The sequence below is a fragment of the Bradyrhizobium sp. AUGA SZCCT0177 genome, from assembly GCF_018130125.1.
GTDB lineage: Bacteria > Pseudomonadota > Alphaproteobacteria > Rhizobiales > Xanthobacteraceae > Bradyrhizobium.
Genome location: NZ_JAFCMA010000011.1, coordinates 174,264 through 186,217 on the forward strand (window position 1 = coordinate 174,264; position 11,954 = coordinate 186,217).

9 protein-coding genes are annotated in these 11,954 nt (G+C 64.5%); 5 read left to right on the forward strand and 4 right to left on the reverse strand.

From position 1 onward, the window contains the following. Nucleotides 1–7 precede the first annotated feature (7 nt). Nucleotides 8–916, reverse strand: a complete 909-nt coding sequence (locus JQ597_RS15395) for a UPF0280 family protein (RefSeq protein ID WP_212265105.1) — start codon at nucleotides 914–916, stop codon at nucleotides 8–10. Continuing rightward, nucleotides 913–2,361 carry a 6-hydroxynicotinate reductase gene (locus tag JQ597_RS15400; RefSeq protein WP_212265106.1) on the reverse strand — a complete coding sequence of 483 codons (1,449 nt, stop codon included), beginning with the start codon at nucleotides 2,359–2,361 and terminating at the stop codon, nucleotides 913–915. The genes JQ597_RS15395 and JQ597_RS15400 overlap by 4 nt, the downstream gene beginning before the upstream one ends. A gap of 308 nt (nucleotides 2,362–2,669) precedes the next feature. On the opposite strand from JQ597_RS15400, the gene JQ597_RS15405 reads away from it, so the two are divergent. The 5 genes from JQ597_RS15405 to JQ597_RS15425 all read left to right on the forward strand — a co-directional run bounded on the left by JQ597_RS15405 (nucleotide 2,670) and on the right by JQ597_RS15425 (nucleotide 10,195). Next, nucleotides 2,670–3,152, forward strand: a complete 483-nt coding sequence (locus JQ597_RS15405) for a (2Fe-2S)-binding protein (protein ID WP_212265107.1) — start codon at nucleotides 2,670–2,672, stop codon at nucleotides 3,150–3,152. Further along, complete coding sequence (locus JQ597_RS15410) at nucleotides 3,152–6,697, forward strand: molybdopterin cofactor-binding domain-containing protein (RefSeq protein WP_212265108.1); 3,546 nt, start codon at nucleotides 3,152–3,154, stop codon at nucleotides 6,695–6,697. Before JQ597_RS15405 ends, JQ597_RS15410 begins: the two co-directional genes overlap by 1 nt. Before the next feature lie 62 nt (nucleotides 6,698–6,759). Beyond that, nucleotides 6,760–8,064, forward strand: a complete 1,305-nt coding sequence (gene pncB / locus JQ597_RS15415; RefSeq protein ID WP_212265109.1) for a nicotinate phosphoribosyltransferase — start codon at nucleotides 6,760–6,762, stop codon at nucleotides 8,062–8,064. 49 nt (nucleotides 8,065–8,113) lie between these two features. Beyond that, nucleotides 8,114–9,409: an O-acetylhomoserine aminocarboxypropyltransferase gene (locus tag JQ597_RS15420; RefSeq protein ID WP_212265110.1), complete on the forward strand. Its 1,296-nt coding sequence runs from the start codon at nucleotides 8,114–8,116 to the stop codon at nucleotides 9,407–9,409. 3 nt (nucleotides 9,410–9,412) lie between these two features. After that, entirely contained in the window at nucleotides 9,413–10,195 is a 783-nt protein-coding gene (locus JQ597_RS15425; RefSeq protein WP_212265111.1) for an alpha/beta fold hydrolase, read from the forward strand. Nucleotides 10,196–10,394: 199 nt separating this feature from the next. Here the strand turns inward: JQ597_RS15425 and JQ597_RS15430 are convergent, their stop codons facing one another. Then, the gene (locus JQ597_RS15430) at nucleotides 10,395–11,420 is read right to left on the reverse strand and encodes a S1C family serine protease (protein ID WP_212265112.1); all 1,026 of its coding nucleotides are present in this window, start codon (nucleotides 11,418–11,420) and stop codon (nucleotides 10,395–10,397) included. 81 nt (nucleotides 11,421–11,501) lie between these two features. Then, the gene (locus JQ597_RS15435; protein ID WP_212265113.1) at nucleotides 11,502–11,951 is read right to left on the reverse strand and encodes a hypothetical protein; all 450 of its coding nucleotides are present in this window, start codon (nucleotides 11,949–11,951) and stop codon (nucleotides 11,502–11,504) included. Between the last annotated feature and the right edge of the window lie 3 nt (nucleotides 11,952–11,954).

Below are 11,954 nucleotides of genomic sequence, written 5' to 3' on the forward strand. Positions count from 1 at the left end.
TTCCCGCTCAAGCATGAACTGCACTTTCTATCGCGCTTCCGTGATGGGCATGCAACGCTGGCGCCTGGCCATCAGTAGTTCCGACCACGAGCGTTTCGCCAAGCAGGCGTAACGCCGCGCCTTCGATCAATCCGGCAACCAGTAACTTCTGGGCGCAGGCAACCCCCGCCTCCAGCGCGGCTTCGACCTCGCCTTCGGTCAACGGCCCGACATCGCGGGTGACGCGGCGCGTGCCGAGATCGCTGTCGGGCTGCAATTCATTGGCCTGACAGCGGACAATCGCGGGGTGGCCGGGAAGATCCACGGCATTGGCGATGATGGTGGCTGCGGCATCGGCCATTGAGGCCGTTCGCGCCAGCACGGTAACGGCGTCGGCAATGCCGAGCGAGAAGCTGCGGCCATGGCGCCCGCTGGTCGCGACGCCCCGGACCGGGTCGTCGGCATCGACGATCATCGCGCGCATCAGGCCATGCCGGTCCGGCCGGTCCATCAGGCCGACGGTGAATTGTTCGCCGCCGGTCAGATGCAGCGCGATGTCACCGCCATTATTGACATAGGCGCGATCGAGACGCGCCGCGCCCAGCATCGCGCCGAGAATCTCTTCCGCGACGGAACCTGCCACCGCCGCCATCGGCGTGATGAAATGACCTGACGCAAACGGCGCCACCGCCGCATGCATGCGGCGCGCAACAACGCCCTTCAGTGGGCACTGCACAGGATCGGCCGCCTGGCGCAGCGTCGTCAGCTCTACGCAGAGCTCATCGAGCAGACCGGTGAAACGCCGCACTGCGGCGTCATAGGCGACGCGGACCTCCGCCTCCTGCCCCTTTGCCTCAATGATCAGATCGATTGGACCGTCCTGCAAATGCAGCCGCTTGCCGTCAGGAAGAAGCGCTAGTTGCGGGAGGCGTTTCATGCGTGCCGTCCCGGGATGTAGGGCATCGGGCGGATTTCGGTGTTGTCCTTGAGGGAGGCCAACGGACGAACGTAATCCATATGGCCGCCGAGCGCCGCATAGTCCGACAGCCGCAGCGTGAACTCGATCGGCGCCACCAAGGCAGGCGTTGGCACATAACCGAACGCGCCGGCCGGCATCTGCGTGACATCGACCATGAAGGTGATACCGCCGCCGGGCCAGACATAAACCGGAGCGCCGCCGCTGGTGACCCGCGTCAGTGCGTCCTTGACCGAGCGCGTCAGCCGCACCGGATTGTCGGTGACTCCAGCGCGCAGCGAACCGCCGGCGCCGCCCATGAACAACACCGTGCATAGCGCCGGTTCGCAATTTTCCTGGATACGCTCGACCGAAAGCTTCAGATCGAGCGGCATCTGCGTCTCAACCGGCCTGAGCGCCTCGTCGAGCACGTAATAAGCCGCATGCTCGCCGGTGGTCGAAACCATCAGCATGGTCAGGCCCGGGCGCGCCTCCTTTGGATTGAACGGGCCCAGCACCGACAAGGGATCGGAAATCTTGGTGCCGCCCCAGCCGGTGCCGGGCTCGGCGACCTGGAAATAACGGCCCGGCGTCGAGCGCCGCCCCTTCATCTTGATCCCGGTATCGGGAATATCGAGCAGCTTGCCGGCCTGATGTTCCGAGAGAACGCCGGTGATGTGGTCGTCCACGACAACGACCTCATCGACCTTGCCGTGCCATTGCTTGGCGAACATGCCGATCGTGGCCGAGCCGCAACCGACCCGCATCCGCTCTTCCGCGACGCCGTTGACAACAGGCGGATACCCGGCCTGCACCACCACGGTGGCGCCGCCATCGATCGTCAGTTCGACCGGCTTGCAATTGGAGAGATCCATCAGCGCGTCGCAGGTGACGCGTCCCTCTTTCTTGGAACCGCCGGTGAGATGATGCACGCCGCCGAGCGACAGCATCTGCGAACCATATTCGCCTGTTGTGACATGGCCGATCGCCTCGCCCTGCGCGCGGACGGTCGCGGTCTCGGGGCCGAGATGGCGATCGGTGTCGATCTTCACCTTGACGCCGCAATAGCTGAAAATGCCTTCGGTCACGACGGTGACCATGTCGACGCCGTCGATCTCCGACGACACGATGAAGGGCGCCGGCTTGTAGTCGGGGTACGTCGTACCGGCGCCGATCGCGGTCACGAACACATTGGGCTCGCGAACCAGCTTGCCGTCCCAATCGCCGCCGCCGGCCTGGAACGGCACCAGCCGTCCGCCGTGCGACACGGTTCGCTCCAGCACGATATGCGGATCGACGCGCACCAATACGCCGTCATGATTGGCGTAGCGATCGCACGCGCCCGCCGCGCCCGGCTTGATGTAGCACATCACCGGACAGGCATCGCAGCGGATCTTGTCGCCACCGGCAGTCGTTGTATCCGTCATCGTGAACAAGCCTGCTCGCTGGGAGGCGTCGATCATACCCGCATTCCCGCGAGACGATCATTTTGTTCGTACACGAACGATGTTGCGCGCGGACGGAAACCCTGTCAAGCGGGCGGAACGGCGAAAAAGCGCGGTTGCCGCATAAAAACTCATTTGCCTCGTACCGTTGTTTATAAAGTGGGCGGCAGTCGGCTCGCGGAACGCGCGGCTTGCACGTTTGTATACAAACGGTATCTTCGAAAGACGTTCCGCACGATATTTTGCAGCGCAACCGGACTTAGGGTTTCTTGGGGATCAAGGCGCAGAGCATGACGCAGAGCACGATGCGCCTGACCGTCAACGGCAAAAGCTGCGATGTCGACGCCGCGCCCGACACCGCACTGCTCTATGTGCTGCGCAACGACCTCGCCTTGAACGGACCGAAATATGGCTGCGGGCTCGGCGAGTGCGGCGCCTGCGCGGTGCTGATCGACGGCGAAGCGGCGCGTTCCTGTGTGATCCCGATTGAAGGCTGCGCCGGGCGCGACATTGTGACGCTCGAAGGCCTCGGCTCGCGCGAGCACCCCGATCTGGTTCAAGAGGCCTTCATCCGCGAGCAGGCCGCGCAATGCGGCTACTGCCTGAACGGCATGATCATCAGCACCAAGGCGCTGCTCGCGCGTAACGCACATCCTTCCGAGGCCGACGTGCTGGAGGCGCTACGCTACAATCTGTGCCGCTGCGGCGCGCATATCGAAATCATCCGCGCCGCGATGCGGGCCGCGGGCCATGCCGTCGGGGCCCGCGACTGATGGCAACGCCAGACACTCCAGCGAGCAGCGAAGCGCCGGGATCGCTGTCTGTCGTCCGACCGACAGAGCCGGGCGCGCTCGAAACCTTCATCAAGATTACAGCTGATGGTTCGGTCACCGCCTATAACGGCCATGTCGATCTCGGCACCGGAATCCGCACCGCACTCGGACAGATCGTCGCCGAGGAACTCGACGTGTCCTTTGCCCGCGTCGTGGTCGTGCTCGGCGATACCTCTGTTGTACCCAACCAGGGCGCGACGATCGCGAGCGAAACCATCCAGATCACGGCGGTGCCGCTGCGCAAGGCCGCGGCGCAGGCTCGACGATTTTTGGTCGCGCGTGCGGCGGAACGGCTGGAGGTGCCGATCGAGGATCTCTCGATTGAGGATGGATTGATCCGCGGCAAGGACAACCGCACTGTCAGCTATGGCGAATTGATAGCCGAGGATATCATTCGCCTCGAACTCACCGACGACGTTCCGGTGAAAGACGTCAGCGCCTATTCCGTCGTCGGGCAATCGGTGCCCCGCGTGGACCTGCCGGCGAAGGCAACCGGCGAACTGGTCTATGTCCACGACATACGTTTGCCTGGCATGCTGCACGGCCGCGTCGTGCGGCCGCCCTATGCGGGCATCGATGCCGGTCCGTTCGTCGGCACCAGCCTGATCGCGGTTGATGAGGCCTCGGTGCGCGATATTCCGGGGCTGGTGGCCGTGGTCAGAATCGGCGACTTCGTTGGCTTAGTCGCCGAGCGTGAGGAGAACGCGATCAAGGCGGCGGCGCAGCTCAAGGTGAGCTGGAAGCCGGTGCCTGTCCTGCCTGACCTCGACGATCTCCAAACGGCACTGCGCGCCAATCCATCGACGCCGAGGACGCTGATCGACAAGGGCGATGTCGATGCCGCCATCGCGTCCGCCGCCAAGCCGATGGCGCGGACTTATGTCTGGCCGTATCAGATGCACGGCTCGATCGGCCCGTCCTGCGCGGTCGCCGACTATCAGGACGGCGCGATCCGGGTGTGGTCCGGCACGCAGAACCCGCACATCCTGCGCGTCGACCTCGCGCTGCTGATCGAACGGCCGGAGGCCGAAATCGATGTCATCAGGATGGAGGCCGCCGGCTGCTATGGCCGCAACTGCGCCGACGACGTCACCGCCGACGCGCTGCTGCTGTCGCGCGCGGTCGGCCGTCCCGTCCGCGTGCAGTTGACCCGCGAGCAGGAACACGCCTGGGAGCCGAAGGGCACAGGGCAATTGATGGACGTCAGTGGCGGGCTGAACGCCGACGGCAGCGTCGCCGGATATGATTTCGCAACGCGTTATCCGTCCAACGGCGCGCCGACGCTGGCACTGTTGCTCACGGGGCGGATCGCACCGGAGCCCGCCGTGCTCGAAATGGGCGATCGCACCGCGATCCCGCCTTACGATTACGATCACATGCGCGTGGTGGCCCATGACATGCCGCCGATCGTGCGTGCCTCCTGGTTTCGCGGCGTCTCGGCGCTGCCCAATACTTTCGCGCATGAATCTTACATCGACGAGCTCGCCACCGAGGCCGGCGTCGATCCGATCGAATACCGCCTGCGCTATCTGAAGGACGCGCGGGCCGTCGATCTCGTCAACGCGGTGGCCGAGCGCGCGGGATGGAAACCGCGGCCGGTACGACAGGAGCCCGAAGCCGAGGGCGACATCGTGCGCGGCCGTGGCTTTGCCTATGCGCTCTATGTGCACAGCAAATTCCCCGGCTATGGCGCGGCGTGGTCGGCATGGATCGCCGACGTCGCGGTCAACAAGGCAACCGGCGATGTCAGCGTGACGCGCGTGGTCGCGGGTCAGGATTCCGGCCTGATGATCAATCCGGACGGCGTGCGTCACCAGATCCACGGCAACGTGATCCAATCGACCAGCCGCGCGCTGATGGAGGAAGTGTCGTTCGACCGCGCACAGGTCACGGCGCGCGAATGGGGCGCCTACCCCATCATCAAATTCCCTGACGTGCCCAAGATCGACGTGCTGATGCTGCCGCGGCAGGATCAGCCGCCGCTCGGCGTCGGCGAGTCCGCCTCGGTGCCGAGCGCTGCTGCCATCGCCAACGCGATCTATGATGCGACCGGTGTGCGCTTTCGCGAATTGCCGTTTACGCCGGAACGCATTTTGCGGGGATTGCACGGCGACGCGCCGGTGATGCCGGAGGCATTGCCTGCGCCGCAGCCCGCACCTGATCTCACCAAATGGCAAAACCCGTTTGCCGGACGGCGCGGCGTGCTGGCGACGGCGGCGGCGTTATGCGCGGCGGTGGTCGGCATCGGCGCCGCCGTGCTGCCGTGGCGCGCGATTGCGCCAATCGCGCGGCCGGATGCGTCGGTCTATTCGGAGGCGACCATCGCGCGCGGCCAGCAACTCGCGGCGCTCGGCGACTGCGCGGTCTGTCATACCAGCATCAATGGCGTGCTCAACGCCGGCGGCCGGCCGCTGGAAACGCCGTTCGGGATTATCTACAGCACCAACATCACGCCCGAAGTCGAAACCGGCATCGGCGCGTGGTCCTATCCCGCCTTCGAGCGATCCATGCGCGAAGGCATCCATCGCGATGGCAAGCATCTTTATCCTGCGTTTCCCTATCCGCATTTCGCGAAGACGACCGATGCCGACCTGCAGGCGCTCTATGCTTATCTAATGGCGCAATCGCCGGTGCGCGCGGAAAATCCGGAAAACAAGCTGGCGTTCCCGTTCAACATCCGCCCGCTGCTGGCCGGATGGAACGCGCTATTCCATCAACCAAAACCATTCCAGGCGGATGCAAGCAAATCCGACATATGGAATCGCGGCGCCTATCTGGTCGAAGGCCTCGGCCATTGCAGCGCCTGCCATTCGCCGCGCAACGCGCTGGGTGCAGAGAAGCAAAGTGCTTACCTCGCGGGCGGCTTCGCGGAAGGCTGGGAAGCCCCTGCCCTGACGTCGCTGTCGCAAGCGCCGATCCCCTGGAGCGAGGATGAGCTCTACGCCTATTTGCGAACCGGCGAGTCGCGCTTGCACGGCGTCGCCGCGGGACCGATGGCACCGGTCGTGAAGGAACTCGCCGCGCTGCCCGATCAGGACATCCGCGCCATGGCCGTCTATCTCGGCTCGTTCAACGAGACCGCTACCGATAAGCCCGCACAGGACGCGCTCGCTGCCAAACTCGAGGCCGCGACCAGCACCAGGCTTGTTGCGGCTTCCAGCGTCGGCGCACGGATCTACCAGGGCGCCTGCGCGGTCTGCCACGAGGTCGGCGGCGCGCCCCTGTTCGGCAGCCGGCCGTCGCTGGCGTTGAACAGCAATTTGCACAGCGCCGTGCCTGACAATCTGATCCAGGTGATCCTGCACGGCATCAAAGCCCCCGTGACCAGCGACCTCGGCTATATGCCCGCCTTCAAGGACAGCCTGACCGACGGCCAGGTTGCGGAGCTGGCCGCCTACCTGCGGCGACAATTTGCCCCGGATCGGCCGGGATGGGGCGATATCCACGCAACCGTTGGGCGAATCCGGCAGGAAATGGCGCGCTGAGCTGCCATGCCGCCGTCAAAAACCCACTGGTTGGGCCGTCGCGACCACGATACAGTTCCAGCATGGCAGTCACAGATATTGCATCCCGGACCTACAACCACGGCTGGCGGCTCGATCCAATCGTGCGCAGCCTGCTGGATACCGACTTTTACAAGCTGCTGATGCTGCAGATGATTCGGGAATTCTATCCGGATCAGCAGGTGACGTTTTCGGTGATCAACCGCAGCAAGCATGTGCGGCTGGCCGAGATCATCGATGAGGGCGAGTTGCGCGCCCAACTCGACCACGCCCGCTCCATCCGCTTCACCAAGAAGGAACTGATCTGGCTCGCCGGTAATACGTTCTACGGCAAGACCCAGATGTTCTCCCCGGACTTCATCAACTGGCTCGCCAATTTCCGCCTGCCCGAATACGAGCTGCGCAAGGTGGACGGCCAGTATGAACTGCATTTCCACGGGCCGTGGACCCACACCACGATGTGGGAAATCCCGGCGCTCGCGATCCTGAACGAACTGCGCTCACGCCAGGCCCTGAAAGGCCAGGGGCGGTTCGCGCTCGACGTGCTCTATGCCCGCGCCAAGGCAAAACTCTGGACCAAGGTCGAGCGGCTGCGCAAATTGGAAGGCTTGCGGTTGTCCGACTTCGGCACCCGCCGCCGTCACGGTTTTCTGTGGCAACGCTGGTGCGTCGAGGCGGTCAAGGAAGGCCTCGGCTCCTCCTTCACCGGCACCTCCAACGTGCTGCTCGCCATGGACAATGATCTCGAAGCGATCGGCACCAATGCGCATGAATTGCCGATGGTCGCAGCCGCCCTTGCGAATGACGATACGGAACTGCGCTGGGCGCCCTATCGCATCCTCGATCAATGGCGCCATACCTATGGCGGCAATTTGCTGATTGCCCTGCCCGACGCCTTCGGCACAAAGCCGTTCCTGCGCGATGCGCCGGAATGGGTCGCCGACTGGACCGGCTTTCGCCCCGACAGCGCGCCGCCGATTGCGGCTGGCGAAGACATCATCACGTGGTGGAAGCAGAAGGGCCGTGATCCCCGGGAGAAGCTGCTGGTGTTCTCCGACGGCATGGACGTCGGCTCGATCGAAGAGACCTATCGCCATTTTACCGGACGGGTCCGTGTCAGCTTCGGCTGGGGCACCAACCTCACCAATGATTTCGTCGGCTGCGCGCCGGATGGATCGGCCGATCTCGATCCGATCTCGATCGTCTGCAAGGTAACGTCGGTGGATGGACGGCCGGCCGTCAAACTGTCGGACAATCCGGAAAAGGCGACAGGCTCGCCGTCCGAAGTCGAGCGATACATACGCGTATTCGGAAATGCCGGCCGCGTCCGCGCCGCCGTGCACGTCTGAACCGGCAACACGCAATCCCTGGCTACCCAAACGATTTGACGAGGCCCGCATGCCCGCACCCAAGCCGCCTGCCTTTGAAACCCTGAGCCTGCATGCCGGCCAGCGCCCGGATCCCGTCACCGGCGCCCGCGCGGTGCCGATCTATCAGACCACGTCCTACGTGTTCCAGGATTCCGACCATGCCGCCGCGTTGTTCAACCTCGAACGCGCCGGACATATCTACACGCGCATTTCCAATCCGACGACCGCGGTGCTCGAAGAGCGGCTTGCGGCGCTGGAAGCCGGCGTCGGTGCGATCTGCACCGCGAGCGGCATGGCGGCGCTGCATCTGGCGATCGCCACATTGCTCAATGCCGGCGACCATATCGTGGCGTCCTCCTCGCTCTATGGCGGCACCATCAATCTGCTCGCGCACACGCTGCCGCGCTTCGGCATCACCACGACATTCGTGAAACCGCGTGCGCTCGACGAGTTCCGCGACGCCATCAAGCCGAACACAAAGCTTGTCATCGGCGAGACCATCGGCAATCCCGGCCTCGAAGTGCTGGATATTCCGGCGGTCGCGGAGATCGCCCATGACGCCAAAATTCCGCTGTTGATCGACAACACCTTTGCGACGCCGTTCCTCAGCCGGCCGATCGAACTCGGCGCCGACATCGTGATGAACTCGGCGACCAAATGGATCGGCGGCCACGGCATCGCAATCGGCGGCGTCATCGTCGATGGCGGCCATTTCGATTGGCACGATTCCGGAAAGTTCCCGGTCCTGACCGAGCCCTACGCCGGTTATCACGGCATCGTCTTCGACGAGCAGTTCGGCCAGGCCGCCTTCATCATGCGCGCCCGCACCGAGGGCTTGCGCGATTTCGGTGCGTGCCTGTCGCCGACCAATGCGTTCCAGCTGCTGCAGGGCGTCGAGACGCTGGGCGTTCGCATGGAACGGCATATGAGCAATACGCTCGCGGTGCTGGAATTCCTAAAGGCCAACAAGGCGGTGGAGTGGGTGCTGCATCCCGCGCTGGAAAATCATCCGGACCATCAATTGGCGCTGCGGCTGCTGCCGAAGGGCGCCGGTTCGATCGTCAGCTTCGGCATCAAGGGCGGAAGGCCCGCGGGCAAGAAATTCATCGAGACGCTGCGCATGGTCAGTCACCTCGCCAATGTCGGCGACGCCAAGACGCTGGTGATCCATCCCGCCAGCACCACGCATCAACAGATGGACGCGGCGCAACTCAAGGCCGCCGGCGTCGGCGAGGAACTGGTGCGGTTATCGGTCGGCATTGAAGCCGTGGCTGACATCATCGACGATCTCGGCCAGGCGCTTCGCGCATCGCAGAAGGTGTGAGCCATGCAACTGTCAGTCAAAGGGTCCGATACGTTTGTTGCCACCGGCGGGCGGCCGTTCGATCCGTCCTTGCCCGCGGTCGTAATGCTGCACGGCGCGGGTTTCGATCACTCGACCTGGGCGCTGCACAGCCGCTGGTTCGCCCATCACGGCTATGCCGTGCTGGCGCCGGACCTGCCCGGCCATGGCCGTTCGTCCGGCAATGCCTTGCCGACGATATCAGATATGGCCGACTGGACCGCGGCACTGCTGGATGCGGCCGGCGCGCCCAAGGCAAAACTGGTCGGGCATTCCATGGGATCGCTGATCGCGCTGGAAACCTCTGCGCGACATCCGGACAAGGTTTCAGGACTCAGCCTGATCGGCACCGCGGCCATGATGACGGTCGGCCCCGACCTGCTCAAGGCCGCGGAGTTCAACAATCCCGATGCGATCGACATGGTCTCGATCTGGGGTCTCGGCTTCAAGGCCGAACTCGGCGGCAGCCTCGCGCCGGGACTATGGATGCATCAGGGCGCGCAGCGCGTGCTGCAGCAGACCCGTCCGGGCGTGCTGTACAACGATCTCAACGCCTGCAATTCCTACGAGGGCGCGCTCGCGGCAGCCGCGGCCGTCAAGGTGCCCGCGACGTTCATTCTCGGCGAGCGCGACATGATGACCCCGGCGAAGGCAGGCAAGACGCTGGCGGCGGCAACGCCGAATGCGCGCGTCGTGGTGCTGCCCGGCGCCGGCCACATGATGATGGCCGAAGCGCCGGATGAATTGCTGGCGGCGTTGCGGCAGTAATACCGCGCGAACGACGGGTGTCTCTTCTTCCTTCTCCCCTTGTGGAGAAGCTGGCGCGAAGCGCCGGATGAGGGGTCTCTATCCGCCGAGAGGTCTCTATCCGCGGAGAACAACCCCTCACCCGTCCGCAACGCTACGCGTCGCGTCCACCCTCTCCCACAAGCGGAGAGAGGAAGAGCAGAGCTCGCTGATATAATAATTACTGCCTTGCCGCGCGCTTGCGCTCCACCGGATGAATATCCACCGCCCGCAACCTGCCCATGCGGAGCACGTCCATTTCCAGCTTGCGATCGATGCGGTCGCGGTCGAGTGCGCGGATCAGATCGTCGACGCCGTTGATCTCGACGCCATCCAGTTTGATCACGACATCTCCCGGCAACAGGCCGGCCTGTGCCGCAGGGCTATCAATCTCGATCTGCGCCAGCAGCGCGCCCATTGTGTTGTCGACGCCGGCCACCACCGCATGCCGCCGCGGGATCGGCGCGGTCTGGCCGGACACACCGATATAGGCGCGGCGCACATAGCCGTGGCGGATGATCTCCGACAGCACGAACTGCGCGGTGTTGCTGGCGACCGCAAAGCAGATGCCTTGCGCGCCCTGAATGATCGCAGTGTTGATCCCGATCACTTCGGCTGCCGACGACACCAGCGGCCCGCCGGAATTGCCGGGATTGAGCGCAGCGTCGGTCTGGATCACGTCCTCGATGGTCCTCCCGCTCACCGAGCGGATCGAACGTCCCAGCGCCGACACCACACCCGCGGTCACCGTCGATTCAAACCCTAGGGGATTGCCGATCGCGACCACGAGTTGGCCGCGGCGCAGGCTCTTGGAATTGCCGAGCGATGCATACGGCAGGTCCCGTGCACCGTCGGCGCGCAGCAGAGCCAGATCGGTGTCGGGATCGACGCCAAGCACGTGCGCGGCGGTGACAAAACCTTCGGTATCCCGCAGCCGGATTTCTTTCGACGATCCGACCACGTGGCTGTTGGTCAGCACGAAACCATCCGGCGAGATCACAATGCCCGAGCCAAGTCCGCCGCGCTCGCGCGGGCTACGCACTTTTGGGCCGGTTTCGACGCGAACGACGGCGGGGCCGACGCGCTCGGTCACGCCGATCACGGCGTTGGAATAGGCGTCCAGCAGGGCCTGGTCGCTATCAAGGGCGTGTTCGGTCGCGCGCGATGACGATCCGTCATCGGCGTTATCTGGGGTAAAATCCAACATGGCGAATTCCTTCGCCCGTCAGATGGTTACGGGATTACCTTGCCGCAAGAGCCTCAACCTCCGCGCAAACCTGCCCTGAGCTTACGTGGCCCGCCGCAAGTTCGGCGGCTTCGCCCTGACCGAATCGAGCAGCGACCAGTCGCCCTGTTCCAGTGTATAGCCTTCCGGGAACGGCGCGCGGAGCTCCAGCCCGAGCGATCGCAGCACGCGATCGTCGCGGTAGTAACATTGCAGCACGACGCGAACGAGGGTTGCGGCCGCAGCACCACCCGATGCGCGGAATTCCTCAGCCACCGCATCGCGCCACGCCGGATCAAGCTCGGCGAGCGGCTTGCCGGCAAGCCGCGCGAGATGATCGAGCGCTTGCGCGACCAGCGCGGTGTCGCGCCCGAGTGTCGCCAGCATGTCGGCCTGAACAGCGGGATCGTCGGCGCCGGGCACCTTGTACTCGTCGCTGGCGGGGACGATCATCGCAGCGATGATGCGGAGATCGTCGCGCTGGGTTGAGGTCAGTTCATTGGGTTCGGACATGGC

Excerpts from the sequence above, each read along its gene's own strand:
- JQ597_RS15395 (WP_212265105.1), bottom strand. The coding sequence starts at position 916 with ATGAAACGCCTCCCGCAACTAGCGCTTCTTCCTGACGGCAAGCGGCTG.
- JQ597_RS15400 (WP_212265106.1), bottom strand. The coding sequence starts at position 2,361 with ATGACGGATACAACGACTGCCGGTGGCGACAAGATCCGCTGCGATGCC.
- JQ597_RS15405 (WP_212265107.1), top strand. The coding sequence starts at position 2,670 with ATGACGCAGAGCACGATGCGCCTGACCGTCAACGGCAAAAGCTGCGAT.
- JQ597_RS15410 (WP_212265108.1), top strand. The coding sequence starts at position 3,152 with ATGGCAACGCCAGACACTCCAGCGAGCAGCGAAGCGCCGGGATCGCTG.
- pncB (WP_212265109.1), top strand. The coding sequence starts at position 6,760 with ATGGCAGTCACAGATATTGCATCCCGGACCTACAACCACGGCTGGCGG.
- JQ597_RS15420 (WP_212265110.1), top strand. The coding sequence starts at position 8,114 with ATGCCCGCACCCAAGCCGCCTGCCTTTGAAACCCTGAGCCTGCATGCC.
- JQ597_RS15425 (WP_212265111.1), top strand. The coding sequence starts at position 9,413 with ATGCAACTGTCAGTCAAAGGGTCCGATACGTTTGTTGCCACCGGCGGG.
- JQ597_RS15430 (WP_212265112.1), bottom strand. The coding sequence starts at position 11,420 with ATGTTGGATTTTACCCCAGATAACGCCGATGACGGATCGTCATCGCGC.
- JQ597_RS15435 (WP_212265113.1), bottom strand. The coding sequence starts at position 11,951 with ATGTCCGAACCCAATGAACTGACCTCAACCCAGCGCGACGATCTCCGC.